15 protein-coding genes are annotated in these 14,290 nt (G+C 65.3%); 8 read left to right on the top strand and 7 right to left on the bottom strand.

From position 1 onward, the window contains the following. Positions 1 to 10: 10 nt before the first annotated feature. The gene (locus EJ074_RS20295; protein ID WP_129553675.1) at positions 11 to 1,108 is read left to right on the top strand and encodes a substrate-binding domain-containing protein; all 1,098 of its coding nucleotides are present in this window, start codon (positions 11 to 13) and stop codon (positions 1,106 to 1,108) included. 62 nt (positions 1,109 to 1,170) lie between these two features. On the opposite strand, the gene EJ074_RS20290 is transcribed toward EJ074_RS20295, so the two are convergent. The 3 genes from EJ074_RS20290 to EJ074_RS20280 form a co-directional block, all read right to left on the bottom strand. After that, positions 1,171 to 2,190 (bottom strand): LacI family DNA-binding transcriptional regulator, encoded by a 1,020-nt coding sequence (locus tag EJ074_RS20290; protein WP_165349980.1) that lies wholly within the window; start codon positions 2,188 to 2,190, stop codon positions 1,171 to 1,173. A 48-nt stretch (positions 2,191 to 2,238) separates the two neighbouring features. Then, complete coding sequence (locus EJ074_RS20285; RefSeq protein ID WP_129553674.1) at positions 2,239 to 3,273, bottom strand: L-idonate 5-dehydrogenase; 1,035 nt, start codon at positions 3,271 to 3,273, stop codon at positions 2,239 to 2,241. Between the two features lie 70 nt (positions 3,274 to 3,343). Beyond that, on the bottom strand, positions 3,344 to 4,291 hold the full coding sequence (locus EJ074_RS20280; RefSeq protein ID WP_129553673.1) for a 2-hydroxyacid dehydrogenase: 948 nt from the start codon (positions 4,289 to 4,291) through the stop codon (positions 3,344 to 3,346). Positions 4,292 to 4,370: 79 nt separating this feature from the next. Between EJ074_RS20280 and EJ074_RS20275 the strand changes: the two genes are divergently transcribed. The 5 genes from EJ074_RS20275 (at position 4,371) to EJ074_RS20255 (ending at position 9,300) form a co-directional block, all read left to right on the top strand. Continuing rightward, positions 4,371 to 5,126, top strand: coding sequence for an SDR family oxidoreductase (locus EJ074_RS20275; protein WP_129553672.1), 756 nt, complete (start codon positions 4,371 to 4,373; stop codon positions 5,124 to 5,126). Continuing rightward, positions 5,095 to 5,631: a gluconokinase gene (locus EJ074_RS20270; RefSeq protein ID WP_129553671.1), complete on the top strand. Its 537-nt coding sequence runs from the start codon at positions 5,095 to 5,097 to the stop codon at positions 5,629 to 5,631. Before EJ074_RS20275 ends, EJ074_RS20270 begins: the two co-directional genes overlap by 32 nt. Continuing rightward, entirely contained in the window at positions 5,628 to 6,515 is an 888-nt protein-coding gene (locus EJ074_RS20265) for an NAD(P)-dependent oxidoreductase (RefSeq protein ID WP_129553670.1), read from the top strand. Before EJ074_RS20270 ends, EJ074_RS20265 begins: the two co-directional genes overlap by 4 nt. Further along, on the top strand, positions 6,512 to 6,853 hold the full coding sequence (locus EJ074_RS20260; protein ID WP_095804632.1) for a hypothetical protein: 342 nt from the start codon (positions 6,512 to 6,514) through the stop codon (positions 6,851 to 6,853). Before EJ074_RS20265 ends, EJ074_RS20260 begins: the two co-directional genes overlap by 4 nt. Before the next feature lie 116 nt (positions 6,854 to 6,969). After that, positions 6,970 to 9,300 carry a response regulator gene (locus tag EJ074_RS20255; RefSeq protein ID WP_095804633.1) on the top strand — a complete coding sequence of 777 codons (2,331 nt, stop codon included), beginning with the start codon at positions 6,970 to 6,972 and terminating at the stop codon, positions 9,298 to 9,300. A 78-nt stretch (positions 9,301 to 9,378) separates the two neighbouring features. Here EJ074_RS20255 and EJ074_RS20250 read toward each other — a convergent pair whose 3' ends face one another. The 3 genes from EJ074_RS20250 to EJ074_RS20240 all read right to left on the bottom strand — a co-directional run bounded on the left by EJ074_RS20250 (position 9,379) and on the right by EJ074_RS20240 (position 11,937). Beyond that, positions 9,379 to 10,194 (bottom strand): lytic transglycosylase domain-containing protein, encoded by an 816-nt coding sequence (locus EJ074_RS20250; protein WP_245420297.1) that lies wholly within the window; start codon positions 10,192 to 10,194, stop codon positions 9,379 to 9,381. A gap of 49 nt (positions 10,195 to 10,243) precedes the next feature. Further along, positions 10,244 to 11,494: a flavodoxin-dependent (E)-4-hydroxy-3-methylbut-2-enyl-diphosphate synthase gene (gene ispG / locus EJ074_RS20245; RefSeq protein WP_095804944.1), complete on the bottom strand. Its 1,251-nt coding sequence runs from the start codon at positions 11,492 to 11,494 to the stop codon at positions 10,244 to 10,246. Positions 11,495 to 11,757: 263 nt separating this feature from the next. After that, complete coding sequence (locus tag EJ074_RS20240) at positions 11,758 to 11,937, bottom strand: YdcH family protein (RefSeq protein ID WP_095804635.1); 180 nt, start codon at positions 11,935 to 11,937, stop codon at positions 11,758 to 11,760. Positions 11,938 to 12,174: 237 nt separating this feature from the next. Between EJ074_RS20240 and EJ074_RS20235 the strand changes: the two genes are divergently transcribed. Beyond that, positions 12,175 to 12,378, top strand: coding sequence for a YdcH family protein (locus EJ074_RS20235; protein WP_095804636.1), 204 nt, complete (start codon positions 12,175 to 12,177; stop codon positions 12,376 to 12,378). 22 nt (positions 12,379 to 12,400) lie between these two features. Here the strand turns inward: EJ074_RS20235 and EJ074_RS20230 are convergent, their stop codons facing one another. Continuing rightward, a complete protein-coding gene (locus EJ074_RS20230) occupies positions 12,401 to 13,201 on the bottom strand; it encodes an IclR family transcriptional regulator (RefSeq protein ID WP_095804637.1) in 801 nt (266 codons plus the stop codon). A 166-nt stretch (positions 13,202 to 13,367) separates the two neighbouring features. Here EJ074_RS20230 and EJ074_RS20225 point away from each other — a divergent pair, with 166 nt between their 5' ends. Continuing rightward, a complete protein-coding gene (locus EJ074_RS20225; protein ID WP_207210082.1) occupies positions 13,368 to 14,198 on the top strand; it encodes a transporter substrate-binding domain-containing protein in 831 nt (276 codons plus the stop codon). The last annotated feature ends 92 nt before the right edge of the window (positions 14,199 to 14,290 follow it).

The following is a 14,290-nucleotide window of genomic DNA, read 5'->3' as shown; positions in this document are numbered from 1 at the left end:
GAGAAACGATATGCAGCGCAGAACAGTCCTTCAGCTTGGCGTCGCCTGCCTGGCGCTCGGCATTGCCTCGCCGAGCCTGGCCGACCCGATGGCCGACGCCAAGGCGGTCGTCGACAAATACGCCAGCAAGGTCGAGAAGTGGGATGGACCGACGACCGGACCGAAGGGCGCTGCCGGCAAGACAATCGTCGTGCTCGGCGCCGACATGAAGAACGGTGGCATCCTCGGCGTCACCAAGGGCGTCGAGGAAGCCGCTGCTGCGCTCGGCTGGACGGTCAAGACGCTTGACGGCGCCGGCTCGATCGGCGGCCGCACCGCGGCCTTCGGCCAGGCGCTGGCGCTCAATCCCGACGGCATCATCATCAACGGCTTCGATGCCGTGGAGCAGAAGCCGGCGATGGAGCAGGCCAGGGCCGCCAAGATCCCGATGGCGGCATGGCATGCCGCGCCGACCGTCGGACCGATCGACGATCTCGGCATCATCGCCAATGTCTCGACCGATCCGATGGAAGTGTCGAAGGCCGCCGCCGACTGGGCCTTTGTCGACGCCAAGGGCAAGCCCGGCGTCATCATCTTCACCGATTCCACCTACCAGATCGCCATCGCCAAGGCGGATCGAATGAAGAAGGAGATCGAGGATCTCGGCGGCAAGGTGCTCGAATATGTCGACACGCCGATCGCCGAGACCTCGCAGCGCATGCCGCAGCTCACCACCTCGCTGCTGCAGAAATACGGCGGTCAATGGACGCATTCGCTGGCGATCAACGACCTCTATTTCGACTTCATGGGACCGTCGCTGGCGGCGGCCGGCAAGTCGGGCACCGACGCGCCGATCAACGTGGCGGCGGGCGATGGCTCCGAATCTGCCTACCAGCGCATCCGCTCCGGCCAGTTCCAGAAGGTGACGGTGGCCGAGCCGCTGAATCTGCAGGGTTGGCAGCTCGTCGACGAGCTCAACCGCGCCATGGCCGGCGAGAAATGGTCGGGCTACATCTCGCCGTTGCATGTCGTGACTTCGGACAATGTCGAATTCGACGGCGGCCCGGACAACCGCTTCGACCCGGGCAACGGCTACCGCGACCAATACAAGGAGATCTGGGGCAAGTAAGCGCCATTCGCAGGACAAGCGAGCGGCCGGCGGTCACCGCCGGCCGTTTGTTTTTCCCAAGCTCAGGCCGTGTGGCGCACGATCACCTTGGGCGTCATGCCGACCACCACCCGATCGTCGGCCGCGCGGCGTCCACTGAGCAGGTCGAGCACCAGCTCCGCGACACGCACGCCGATCTCGTGGGCGCCGACATCGATCGTGGTGATCGGCGGCACCGACTGCTCGGCAAGGTCATAGGCGCCGAAGCCGGCGATCGCGACATCCTCCGGCACGCGGATGCCGCGCCGCACGCACTCCATCAGCGCGCCGAAGGCCGAAAGGTCCGACACGCACATCACCGCCTGTGTGTCCGGCCAGCGCGAGATCATCTCGACCATGGCGGCCGCGCCCTCGCGCATCGAGATCGGCGGCACGCCGGACGCAATCACGCGCGACGCATCGAGCCCGCGGCCCTGCAGCGCCGCGACGAAGCCGCGCCGACGGTCCAGGCCGCGCGTGTCGCGCGAGGTGTCGCCGCCGATGAAGCCGAGCCTCGAGTACCCGCGTTCGACGAAATGATCGACCATCAGGCGCCCGGCCTCCGCGTTGGAAAAACCGACGACATGGCCGATCGGATCGGCCGGCAGGTCCCAGGTCTCCACCACCGGGACGCCGGCATTGGCCAGCATCTTGCGGCAGCGCGGCGTATGCCGCCCGCCGGTGACGATGATCGCTTCCGGCCGCCGCTGCAGCAGCTGGCCGACCAGGCGCTCTTCCTCCTCGACATTGTAATCGGTGAAGCCGAGCAGGATCTCCAGCCCGCTGTCGCGCAGGCCCTCGGTCATGCCGCGCACCGTGTCGGCGAAGTTGGCATTGTTGATCGAAGGGATCGTCACCGCGACGAAACCCGACCGCCGCGACGACAGGTTGGCGGCAATGCTGTCGAAGACATAGCCGAGCTCTTCCGCGGCCTTGAGGATGCGGTCGCGCGTGTCGGCGCTGACCGAGGCGTCGCGCTTGAAAGCGCGCGAGACGGTCATGGTCGAGACATTGGCGCGATGCGCGACATCGGCCATGGTCGGGCGTTTTGGCGAAGACTGCATGGCCGTACGTTATCGATATCACATCGGATTGCAACGCATCGCCGCCGCCTATGCGAAAGCGATCTGGACCTTCATCGCCTGGCTGCGGTCGTTGGCGAGCTCAAAGCCGGACAGCGCCTCGCCGCAGGCCACCGTGTGGGTGATCAGCGGCTTCACGTCGATCAGCCCCTTGCGCATCAGTTCGACCCCGACGGCGAGTTCGGGGTGGAAGCGGAACGAGCCGTGCAGCGACAGTTCCTTGGTGGTGATCGCCGTCATCGGCAGCGCCATTTCGCCGCCGCCAAGGCCAAGCTGGACGATCGTCCCGCGCGGGCGCAGCGCCGAGATGCCTTGCGCCAGCGCCGCCGCCGCGCCCGAACATTCGTAAAGGACATCGAATGTTCCCTTGTCGGCAAGATAGGGCGCGAGCCCATCCGGATCGGTTCGGGTGTTGATGGTCTTGTCGGCGCCGGCGCGCATCGCCATCGCCAGCGTGAAATCGGCAATGTCGACGGCGACGATCTCGGCGGCGCCCGCGCGCCGCGCGCTCAGGATCGACAGCAGGCCGATCGGTCCGCAGCCGGTGACCAGCACGCGCTTGCCCAGCATCTCGCCGGCCCGGCGCGTTGCATGCAGACACACCGCCAGCGGTTCGGCCATCGCCGCCTCGGCGGCGGTCAGCCCATCGGCCGGAACGCATTGTATCGCGTCCGCTACCAGCATTTCGCGGAACGCCCCCTGGATATGCGGGAACGGCATGGCGCTGCCATAAAAGCGCATGTTGAGGCACTGGTTGTGCATGCCTTCCCGGCAATAGCGGCAGGTGTAGCAGGGCCGCGACGGCGAGACGGCGACCAGTTGCCCGGTCTCCAGCCCGCTGACGCCGGGACCGATCTTTTCGATGACTCCCGATACCTCATGGCCGAGGATCATCGGCTCCCTCAGGCGCACCGTTCCGAAGCCGCCGTGATTGTAGTAGTGCAGGTCGCTGCCGCAGATGCCGCCGACGGCAAGACGCAGCAGCACCTGGCCCGAATCCGCGTCCTCGACGGCCCGGTCCTCGATACGAAGGTCCTTGGCGGCGTGGATGACGATTGACTTCATGATGAGCGAACTCCTCGAGCAGTTCATGAAAAGGCGCGCAACGGTTTGCCTCGAAACGCGCAAAACATGTCTAGAGCACAGGCGTCAGCAGCGGCTCGCCGGCGAAATGAGCGGCAAGATTGTCGCGCACCAGCTTGCCCATCGCCTTGCGCGTTTCGACGGTGCCGGACGCATGGTGCGGTTGCAAAAGCACGTTGTCGAGCGCCAGGAAGCGGGGATTGAGCTTGGGCTCGCCTTCGAAGACGTCGAGCGCGGCCGAACCCAGCACCTTCTTCTCGAGCGCGTCGAGCAGCGCTTCCTCATCGATGTTGGAGGCGCGCGAGATGTTGATCAGCATGCCGTCCTCGCCCAGCGCTGCGATCACCTCGCCGTTGACGATGTGGCGCGTCGCGGCCGACGCCGCCAGCGTCACGAACAGGAAGTCCGAACGCCTGGCCAGCTTGACCGGATCGGCGACGAACTCCCAATCCGGAGCGAAGTCCTTCGGCGCGACGTCGCTATAAGCGATGTCCATGCCGAACCCGGCAAGACGCTTGGCCACCTCGTAGCCGATGCGGCCGAGCCCGAGCACGCCGGCCCGCCGGCCCCAGACGCGGCGCTTGAGCGGATAGAGCCCATTCGCTGCCCAACTGCCGTCGCGCACCCAGCGCTCGGCGCCGATCATGCCGCGCGACAGGCACAGCATCATGGCGATGCCGAGATCGGCGACGTCGTTGGTCAGCACGTCGGGCGTGTTGGTGACGCGGACGCCCCGTTCCCGGCATGCGGCGAGATCGACCGCATCGAAACCGACGCCGTAGACGGAGACGATCTCCAGCGAGGGGCAGGCATCGATCATGGCGCGGCTCGCGCCCAGTTCGCCGCGGGTTGCGATGGCGCGCACCTGCGGACCGATCTCGGCGAGGAAGGACGGCTTGTCGTCGGCGGCAAAATAGCGATGCACCACGAAGGCCTCATTGAGCGGCGCCTCGTCCCACGCGGGATAGGGTCCAACCTGAAGGATGTGAGGCCGCTGCATCGGTTTTTCGCTCCGCTTGACTTGACAGAAGATGTTATCGATAACATAAGGCGCTCAGCGACGAGAGGCAATTGGAAAAATGTCATCCACTCTGTTCGATCTCACCGGGCGCATGGCGCTCGTCACCGGCTCCTCGCAAGGCATCGGTTTTGCCCTGGCCAAGGGCCTTGCCGACGCCGGAGCCAGGGTGATCCTGAACGGCCGCGACCCGGCGAAGCTCGCTGCCGCGGCCGCTCAAATCCCCCATGCACTCACACTCGCCTTCGATGCGACCGACCATGAGGGGGTCCGGGCCGCGATCGACGCGTTCGAGCAGGCCCACGGTCCGATCGACATCCTGGTCAACAATGCCGGCATGCAGTTCCGCACGCCGCTCGAGGATTTTCCCGCCGACGCGTTCGAGCGCCTGCTGCAGGCCAATATCGCCAGCGTCTTCCACGTCGGCCAGGCGGTGGCGCGCCACATGATCCGGCGCGGCCGCGGCAAGATCATCAACATCGCCAGCGTGCAGACGGCGCTCGCCCGCCCGGGCATCGCGCCCTATACGGCGACCAAGGGCGCGGTCGGAAATCTGACCAAAGGCATGGCGACCGACTGGGCCAGGCACGGGTTGCAGTGCAACGCGATTGCGCCCGGCTATTTCGACACCCCGCTCAACGCCGCCCTTGTCGCCGACCCGGCCTTCAGCGCCTGGCTCGAAAAGCGCACGCCGGCCGGCCGCTGGGGCAGGGTCGAGGAGCTTGTCGGCGCCTGCGTCTTCCTGGCCTCCGAGGCATCATCCTTTGTCAATGGACATGTTCTCTATGTCGACGGCGGCATCACGGCTTCGATCTGACCCGCCGCCGCGCATGGTGGTCATGGGCGTCACCGGGTCGGGCAAGACGACCATCGGCGAAGCGCTGACCCGCGCGATCGCCGCAACCTTTGTGGATGGCGACAAGCTGCATCCCGAGGCCAATATCGCCAAGATGAGCGCCGGCATTCCGCTTGACGACGCCGACAGGTGGCCGTGGTTGGCGAAGGTCGGCGAAACGCTGAGGCGGCAGCCCGCACCGGTCATCGTCGGCTGTTCGGCGCTCAAGCGCGCCTATCGCGATTTCATCACCGAGCGGGCCGGTGCGCCGGTGCTGTTCGTATATCTCGAGGGGTCGCGCGAACTGATCTCGCGGCGCATGCACGAGCGCACCGGCCACTTCATGCCGACCAGCCTCCTCGACAGCCAGTTCGCGACGCTGGAGGTGCCGGGCAAAGACGAGAATGCGATCACGGTCGCGATCGACGCGCCGCTCGAAAAGATTGTCGCGGACATAACGTCCAGATTTGAGGAGCGGCCGTCATGACCAACATAGTCGCGCTCATCGGCGCCGGCGCCATGGGCGGAGCGATCGGCGAACGCCTGCTTGCCACCGGCAACCGGCTCTTCGTGTTCGACCTCGACACCGCCAAGGTGGAAACGCTGGTTGCCAGGGGAGCCAGCGCCGCGGCCAGTGCGGCCGCGGCCGCCGCTGCGGCCGACTTCGTCATCCTCAGCCTTAATTCCGCGGCGATCGTACGCCGCGCCGTGTTCGGCGATGGCGGCGTCGCCGCCGGCGCGAAGCCCGGCACGCTGATCGTCGACATGTCGTCGATCGACCCTGACGCCACGCGCCAGCTGGCGGTGGACGCCGGCGAAAAGGGTCTGCGCTGGGTCGACTCTCCGCTCTCGGGCGGGGCGCCGAAAGCCCTCGTCGGCGAGTTGACGCTGATGGCCGGTGGCAAGGCGGAAGATGTGGCGGACGCGCACAAGGTGCTCCGCCATGTCGCCAGCAACTACACGCATATGGGCCCGGCCGGTGCGGGGCAGACGACGAAGCTGATCAACCAGGTGCTCTGCGCGCTGAATTTCATGGCCGTGGCGGAGGCGACGCGGCTGGCGCTCGACGCCGGCGTCGACGCGCTGAAGATCCCGCAGGCGTTGAAGGGCGGCCGCGCCGACAGCGCCATCCTGCAGGAATACCTGCCGCGCTTCGCCACCCGCGACTACCGCCGCACCGGCCGCATCGACAACATGGTGAAGGATCTCAACGCCGCGCAGGATCTGGCGCGGCGCACACATACGGCCATGCCGCTGACGGCGCTCTGCGCCGAGGTGCATCGCCTGCTGACGGCCGCCGGACTGGGTGGCGAGGATCAGGCTGCTTTGATGGAATTTTTCCGGCGCAACGACGAGGAGAAGAACACATGATCACCCGCTATGCGCTGTTTGAGGGCAAGGTCAAGCAAGGCCAGATCGAGGCGTTCCGCAGGGACGTGATCGAGACCATCCTGCCGAAGTGGAAGGCTTTCCCGGGTGCGCTCGATGTGCGCGTCAGCTTCGCCGAGAAACGCGACGATGGCGCGCCGGAATTCCCGCTGATCCTGGCGATCAACTATCGCGACATGGCAGCTGTCGACGCGGCTCTCGCCAGCCCGGTACGGGCCGAGTCGCGGGCGGCGACCGAGGCAGTGCTGGCCAAATATTTCGAAGGCCGCATTCACCATCACGTCACCATCGCCAACGAGTTTCCCCTGGCGGCGGATTGATGGTGCCCAGAAGCCTTGAATTGGGAGGCAGGAGAGGCGGCAGCGCGAACGAAATCTTAATGTAAATCAAGCGTAATCCCGACCATTCAAATGATGCGTATTGGTTGGGGTTGCGCATGCCGGAATATTCCTCCTTCCTCCGGTCGATCCGGGTCCGCTATGTCTCGGGCCTGTTGATCTTCGCGCTGGCTTCCGCCGCCGTGATGTTCGCCCTCAATCGCGTGAACTCCTTCCGCCACGACGTCGATACGCTCAGCGGCAATTTCGTCATCTTCGCGCGCGACCTGCGCAACGCCACCAATTTTGCCGAGACGACCAGCACTGCCTGGCGAGCCGAGACACGCGACGCGTTGACCACGGCCGCGCGCGGCCATTCCGAACGCCTGACCAGCGAGATCAATATTCTCACGGCGGAGCTTGCCGCTATCAGGCCGCGCCTGTCGAAGAACACGGTCAACGCGCTCGAGTCCGCTTCGGTGAACGGCGATCTGTTCTGGTCGGCACGCGACATGGTGCGCAACTTCAATCTTATGTCGACGGCGCAGAAGGTCGATGAGTGGAGCTACCGCGAGATCCGCAACCAGAACGACCTGTTCGCCCAGCCGATGCTGGTGCGCGTGCGCACCGCGCTCGATGACGAGCGCCACCTCGCCGACGCCTCCAGCGACCGGCTGCTTTTGTGGGCGAGCGGCCTTCTGTTCGCCGTGCTCGCCATAGCCGCGTTCTGGATCTTCCGGCCGATGGAAAGGGCGATCCGCCGCGCCTTCGCCGAGACCGCTGCATCGCTGTTCAAGGCCGAGGCGGCCGACCGCGCCAAGTCCGAGTTCCTCGCCAATATGAGCCATGAGATCCGCACGCCGATGAACGGCGTGCTGGGCATGGCCGAGCTTCTCGCCAAGACCGAGCTGACGCCGCGCCAGAAGACCTTCACCGACGTCATCGTCAAATCCGGCAATGCGCTGCTCACCATCATCAACGACATCCTCGACTTCTCGAAGATCAATGCCGGCCAGCTCACACTCGACCCCGCCCCGTTCCGTCTTGCCGAAGCGGTCGAGGACGTGGCGACGCTGGTGTCGGCACGCGTCGCCGAGAAGAACCTCGAGCTCATCGTGCGCGTCGACCCGCACCTGCCGGGCTTCGTCGTCGGCGATGCCGGACGTTTCCGCCAGATCGTCACCAACCTGCTCGGCAACGCGGTGAAGTTCACCGAGAAGGGACATGTCTTGATCGATGTCGGCGGCAATGTCGTCGACGGCGTGGTCCAGCTCAAGGTGCGCGTCGAGGATACCGGCATCGGCATCCCCGCCGAGAAGCTGCAAAGCGTGTTCGAGAAGTTCGCGCAGGTCGACGGCTCCTCGACCCGCCGCCACGAAGGCACCGGCCTCGGCCTTGCGATCGCCGCCCGCCTCGTCGACCTGATGGGCGGCAAGATCGGCGTCGAAAGCGAGATCGGGCGTGGTTCCGTGTTCTGGTTCGCCGTGCCGCTGCCGGCGCACAACCAGGATGCGCGCGACGAGATCGTGCCGGTGGATGTCACCGGCGCGCGTGTGCTGGTCATCGACGACAATCCGGTCAACCGCGAAATCCTGCTGGAACAGCTGAGAAGCTGGAGCTTCGACTGTGCGGCGGCCGAAAGCGGCGCTGTGGGCCTCGCTTTCCTCGACCGTGCCTGCCAATTGGGCGCTTCGGTCGACTGCATCATCCTCGATTACCAGATGCCCGGCATGAACGGCGCCGATGTCGCCAAGGCGATTGCCGCCGACAGTCGCCTCGCCGGCATTCCGGTCGTGCTGCTGACCTCAGTCGACCAGATCGATTTCGGCAGGATGGTGATCGATTTCGGCATTGCCGCCCATCTCACCAAGCCGGCGCGCTCGGCGGTGCTGCTCGGCACCGTGATCTCCGCCATCCAGAAGGCGCGCACGCAGGCCGGCAGGGCGCATTTCGTGCGCGAGCCGGTTGCGATTCAGGCCGCGCCCCCGGCCTTTACCGTCATCCGCGGCCCGGCGGTTTCGGTGCCCTCGGCTCCGGAGACCGTCGCCCCGGGCGGCCCGATCGACATCCTCATCGCCGAGGACAATGAGGTGAACCAGTTGGTCTTCGGCCAGATCCTCAACGGCCTTGGTCTCAGCTACCGCATCGCCGGCAATGGCCGCACGGCGGTAGAGATGTACCGCTCGCTGCGGCCGCGGCTGGTGCTGATGGATGTCTCGATGCCGGAGATGAACGGCTACGAGGCGACGCGCGCCATCCGCGCCATCGAGCAGCAGAATGGCGGCCATACGCCGATCATCGGCGTCACCGCGCATGCGCTGAAGGGCGACCGCGAAAAATGCATCGAGGCCGGCATGGACGACTATCTGCCGAAGCCGGTCTCGCCCGACCGCCTCGGCGCCAAGATCGGCACCTGGCTCAGCGAAACGGTGGCAGCGAAGAGAGCGTGAGGCGCTTCTGAAGGAGGCGACCGACGACCCACCGCCGAGTTCCTTCGACAGCGTTTCTAATATTTTGTCGCAGGCGTCCTACCGGTTGCGCATCACCACGCAGGCGCCGCCGACGCCGTGCAGCTTATTGCAGATGCCGTTGGCCTCGGCCCTCGTATCGGCGCCGATCCTGACCGCATAGATGCCGCGCCGGCCGATCGGCGTGCGCACCCGGCTGACCACCGGATCGTGGTTGGCAAGCAGCGCCGGGAAGCGGCCGCGCACCCTGAGCCACTGGCCGATCGCCGCCGAGCGCCGGAAATTGCCGGCCACCTGCACGCCCCATGGCTTGACGTTGATCGACGCCATGGCGACGGTCTGCGACATGATCACCGGCAGCCTGCGGCAGGCGACCGCGAAGCTCATCTTCGGATCGAGTGGCCGGATGGTGCCGTCGTAGGCGGTGTCCGAGAACTTGTCGACCGGCTCGCCCATGATGTCGAAGACATAGCTTTCCGTCTCCATCGGCAGGAAGCCGCCGGAGGAGAGCCAGCGCGACACGCGGTTCTCGCCCGCATTGTAGGCGGCAGCCGCAAGGCCGAGATTGCCGTAGCTGACCTTCATCTCGGCGAGATATTTCGCTGAAGCCGGAATCGCCTGCCCGATGTCGAAGGGATCGGCGAGCCCGCGCAGCTTGGCGGTGCCCGGCATGAACTGGGCGATGCCTTCGGCGCCCACCGGGCTCACCGCGTTGGGGTCGAAGCGGCTTTCCTTCCAGATCAGCCTGGCAAAGAAATCCTTGGGCAGACCGTTCCTGACGGCCTCGCCCTCGATCAGGTCGCAGACGCGGCCGATCAGCCTTTTGGCGGCCGAATGTGACTGCGGCGGATCGGCGAACGCCTCACCGGCCGACATCAGCGCGCAAGTCAGGATCAGTGCCGCCCCGAACAAGCGTCGCATCGGCCTACTCGGCCGCTGCTTTGCCGTGTCCGTACCTCTGCTCGATATAGTCGGCGACCATCTTCTCGAAATCCTGGGCTATCGACGGTCCGCGCAAGGTCGCCGCCTTCTTGCCGTCGATGAAGACCGGCGCCGTCGGCGTCTCGCCGGTGCCCGGCAGCGATATGCCGATATCGGCATGCTTGGATTCGCCGGGACCGTTGACGATGCAGCCCATCACCGCGACCTTGAGGTTCTCGACGCCGGGATATTTCTCGCGCCACACCGGCATGTTCTTGCGGATATCGGCCTGGATGCTCTGGGCCAGTTCCTGGAAAACCGTCGACGTCGTGCGGCCGCAGCCCGGGCAGGCGGCGACGATCGGCACGAACTGCCGGAAGCCCATGGTCTGCAGCAGTTCCTGCGACACCTGCACCTCGCGGGTGCGGTCGCCGTTCGGCTCCGGCGTCAGCGAAATGCGGATCGTATCGCCGATGCCCTGCTGCAGGAGAATGCCCATGGCGGCGGATGATGCGACGATGCCTTTGGTGCCCATGCCGGCCTCGGTGAGGCCGAGATGCAGCGCGTGGTTCGAGCGCGTCGCGAGCTCGGTGTAGACGGCGATCAGGTCCTGCACGCCGCTGACCTTGGCCGACAGGATGATCTTGTCGCGGCCGAGCCCGATCTCTTCCGCCATCTCGGCCGACAGGATTGCCGACTGCACGATCGCCTCGCGCGTGACCTCCTGCGCGGTGAGCGGAGAGCCCTGCGCCTGGTTCTCGTCCATCAGCCGGGTCAGGAGCTCCTGGTCGAGCGAGCCCCAGTTGACGCCGATGCGCACCGGCTTGTCGTATCGGATCGCCATTTCGACGATCGCCGCGAACTGGCGGTCCTTCTTGTCCTTGAAGCCGACATTGCCGGGATTGATGCGGTATTTCGCCAGCGCCTCGGCGCAGGCCGGGTGATCGGCGAGCAGCTTGTGGCCGATATAATGGAAATCGCCGACCAGCGGCACATTGACGCCGAGCCGCGCCAGGCGCTCCTGGATGCGCGGCACCGCAGCGGCGCTCTCGTCGCGATCGACGGTGATGCGCACGATCTCCGAGCCGGCACGATGCAGCGCCGCGACCTGGGCAACCGTCTGGTCGACATCGGCCGTATCGGTGTTGGTCATCGACTGCACGACCACCGGCGCGCCGCCGCCGACGACCACGCCGCCGACGGAAACGCCGACCGAAGCCCGGCGCGGGAAGGGAGAAGAGAAATATCCGGTCATGCCGGCCGCCTTCATCTGGAAGTTCCGGGCATGAGGTGGAGGAGCAAGGATGGCTTGTCAATGCCGACTGGCAGGTAAGCCCGCAAATCGGCCGCAGTGCTGGGTGTTGAGAATATGTGCCCAATTACGGCACCGGAGGCGTCCAAAGACGCCACCGAGCCGAAACGACCCAAAATCCGAAGTAAGAACCCAAGCTCCGGCGGCTGAGACGCTACCGGAGGAGGACTGCGCCGCAGGGGCGCGGGGTGTTGCCTAAAGGAGCTTCAGTGTGCCGTCGGTTTTGCCTTCAGCTTTTCAATCTCGTCCTTGATTGCCAGCTTGCGCCGCTTGAGATTCACGATTTCGAGGTCGTCCACCGACGGATGGTTCATGGCGTCGGTGAGTTCGCGCTCGATGTCGCCGTGCTTCCGCTGCAGCTCATCAAGATGGGACGCAAGAGACATGATTGGTTCTCCCTTTCATGGTTTCCTCGATTGCAGCCATCACAAGGCAACGTCCACCGCAGGCTCGCTACTGTGACGGCATGATGACAGTCTGCCACCATCCGATCTCGATGTCGAATGCCGCGTGGTAGCATTCCACGACAATGTGAAATGTGATATCAGCGGCGCGCCGGTCACAAACCCCACCGGCCGCGCTCAACAAGGCCCCTTGGGCGTCGCATTTGCACACGGTAGATAATGTCCGAGCAGGAACAGGCTGAGATACGCCTAGAATTTTCCCGGCTGAAACAGGAACACGCCGATTTCGACGCCGCCATCAATGCGATGATCGCCACAGGCTGTGACCCGCTTCAGATCCAGCGCATGAAGAAAAAGAAGCTGCTCCTGAAGGACAGGCTGATGAGGTTGGAAGACCGCATCATCCCCGACATCATCGCCTGAGCCGCCTCCGGCTTCAGCCGTATCAGGAGATCGAAAGCCGTGCGGCGCGTTCGCGCAGCAGCGCGACCAGTTCGCCCGTTCGTTCTTCCGACGTGTCGATCGGAACCACCAGGCACATCGTCGCCTCGACCTTGCCGGGTGCCGAAAAGACCGGCGCCGCCAGGCATTTGGTGTAGGCGTCGACGAGGCCCGACGTCACGCAATAGCCGGCGACGCGCGCCCTGCCGATGTCGTCGATGAAATCGTCGAGCGATAGCTTGCGCCCATCCGGCAGCACGAGGTCGCCGTCCGAGATCATCGCTTCGATGCGGCTTCTGTCCAGGCCCGCAAGCAGCAGCCTGCCCGACGCCGTCCAGGGAAGCGGTATCTGCAGGCCGGTGGCCGAGCTGATCCGGAACGGCCTCGTGCCCGGACTGGAGTGGACGATCGTGTAGCGGCCGCTCTGCAGCATGCACAGTTCCGAGGTCTCCCCGGTCTCCCGCGACAGCGTGTCGACCTCCTGGCGGCCGCGCCGCAGCAGGTCGTTGCCGCGCATATAGGCCATTCCGTAGAGATAGAGCTTCTTGCCGAAGTAGACGCGGTTGCCGTCGCCGGCCATCTCAAGCAGCCCGGCATCCACCAGGTCGCGCACCAGCGTGTAGGTCGTCGAGCGCGGCGCATTCACCCCCTTTGCCAGCTCGCCGATGCCGATCGCCCGCTGGGTCGCATGCAGGAACTCCAGAATGTGGAGCACCCGATTCATGCCCTTCTCGCGGGAATTGGCCGGCCTTTCCTCGTCCGCCCCGCCAGCCTGCCATTCGGTCAGCGTCTCGCCATCTTGCATTGTCGATTCCTGGTGTTAGTATTGTCTTGTACAACATACATGCGTCTCTTGTAAGAGACAACCGCTTGTCGATCACGGACGCGTGTATGGCTCGCAGGGGAACACAACACGAAGGGAGGTCGCCGTGAACGACGCATCCGGAAGACGTGACTTTTTGAAGCTGGGAATGGCCGGACTGGCAACGGCAGGCGCGCTCACCGCCATCAGTGCCGAGAAGGCGGCCGCGCAAGCCGCGTCCGACAGCGTGCTGCGCACGGCGCTCGACCGCGGCAAGCTGATTGTCGGCACCGGCAGCACGAACGCGCCGTGGCATTTCGAGAACGACGCCGGCGAACTGGTCGGCATGGACATCACCATGGGCCGCATCCTCGCCAAGGGTCTTTTCGACGATCCGACAAAGGTCGAGTTCGTCGCGCAGGACCCGGCGCAGCGCATTCCGAACGTGACCACCAACAAGGTCGACATCACCATCCAGTTCATGACCATGACCGCGCAGCGTTCGCAACTGATCCATTTCTCGCGGCCATACTATGTCGAAGGCGTCGCCCTGCTGACGCTGCCCGGCGCCGAGAACAAGACCTTCGACAAGCTGCTTGCCGCGGGTTCGGCCACGCGCGTCTCGATCCTGCAGAATGTCGATGCCGAAAGCTCGGTGCACTATGCCCTGCCGCAGGCGCAGGTGATGCAGATCGACACCCAGGCCAATGTGTTGCAGGCGCTGGAATCGAAGCGCGTCGATGCCGCGGCGGTCGATCTCTCAACCGTGCGCTGGCTCGCCTCGCGCAACCCCGAGAAATATTTCGACGCCGGCAAGAGCTGGTACTCGATGCTCTACGGCGCGGCGCTGCGGCAAGGTGATCTCGACTGGCTGACCTTCGTCAACCAGACCTTCACCATCGCCATGTTCGGCCACGAGACGGCACTCTACGATGCTGCCTTCAAGGAATATTTCGGCCAGGAGCCGCCGCCGCGCCATCCGGGCTTCCCGGTCATCTGATCAAGCGCATCAGACGGAACCGGCGGAAGGAAACGTCCTTCCGTCGGTTTCTCCTCGACACGGGCCGAGCGGACGATGATCCGCCGCTGGCC

Origin of the sequence: Mesorhizobium sp. M3A.F.Ca.ET.080.04.2.1 (assembly GCF_003952525.1) — a bacterium.
Taxonomy (GTDB): domain Bacteria; phylum Pseudomonadota; class Alphaproteobacteria; order Rhizobiales; family Rhizobiaceae; genus Mesorhizobium.
This window is presented reverse-complemented; position numbering and strand designations above follow the sequence as displayed.

Bases quoted from the DNA above. Each gene is read 5' to 3' on its own strand.
- ispG (WP_095804944.1), bottom strand. From the start codon at position 11,494: ATGACCGGATATTTCTCTTCTCCCTTCCCGCGCCGGGCTTCGGTCGGC.
- EJ074_RS20235 (WP_095804636.1), top strand. From the start codon at position 12,175: ATGTCCGAGCAGGAACAGGCTGAGATACGCCTAGAATTTTCCCGGCTG.
- EJ074_RS20250 (WP_245420297.1), bottom strand. From the start codon at position 10,194: ATGTCGGCCGGTGAGGCGTTCGCCGATCCGCCGCAGTCACATTCGGCC.
- EJ074_RS20275 (WP_129553672.1), top strand. From the start codon at position 4,371: ATGTCATCCACTCTGTTCGATCTCACCGGGCGCATGGCGCTCGTCACC.
- EJ074_RS20265 (WP_129553670.1), top strand. From the start codon at position 5,628: ATGACCAACATAGTCGCGCTCATCGGCGCCGGCGCCATGGGCGGAGCG.
- EJ074_RS20285 (WP_129553674.1), bottom strand. From the start codon at position 3,273: ATGAAGTCAATCGTCATCCACGCCGCCAAGGACCTTCGTATCGAGGAC.
- EJ074_RS20270 (WP_129553671.1), top strand. From the start codon at position 5,095: ATGTCGACGGCGGCATCACGGCTTCGATCTGACCCGCCGCCGCGCATG.
- EJ074_RS20280 (WP_129553673.1), bottom strand. From the start codon at position 4,291: ATGCAGCGGCCTCACATCCTTCAGGTTGGACCCTATCCCGCGTGGGAC.
- EJ074_RS20295 (WP_129553675.1), top strand. From the start codon at position 11: ATGCAGCGCAGAACAGTCCTTCAGCTTGGCGTCGCCTGCCTGGCGCTC.
- EJ074_RS20225 (WP_207210082.1), top strand. From the start codon at position 13,368: ATGGCCGGACTGGCAACGGCAGGCGCGCTCACCGCCATCAGTGCCGAG.
- EJ074_RS20255 (WP_095804633.1), top strand. From the start codon at position 6,970: ATGCCGGAATATTCCTCCTTCCTCCGGTCGATCCGGGTCCGCTATGTC.
- EJ074_RS20260 (WP_095804632.1), top strand. From the start codon at position 6,512: ATGATCACCCGCTATGCGCTGTTTGAGGGCAAGGTCAAGCAAGGCCAG.
- EJ074_RS20230 (WP_095804637.1), bottom strand. From the start codon at position 13,201: ATGCAAGATGGCGAGACGCTGACCGAATGGCAGGCTGGCGGGGCGGAC.
- EJ074_RS20240 (WP_095804635.1), bottom strand. From the start codon at position 11,937: ATGTCTCTTGCGTCCCATCTTGATGAGCTGCAGCGGAAGCACGGCGAC.
- EJ074_RS20290 (WP_165349980.1), bottom strand. From the start codon at position 2,190: ATGCAGTCTTCGCCAAAACGCCCGACCATGGCCGATGTCGCGCATCGC.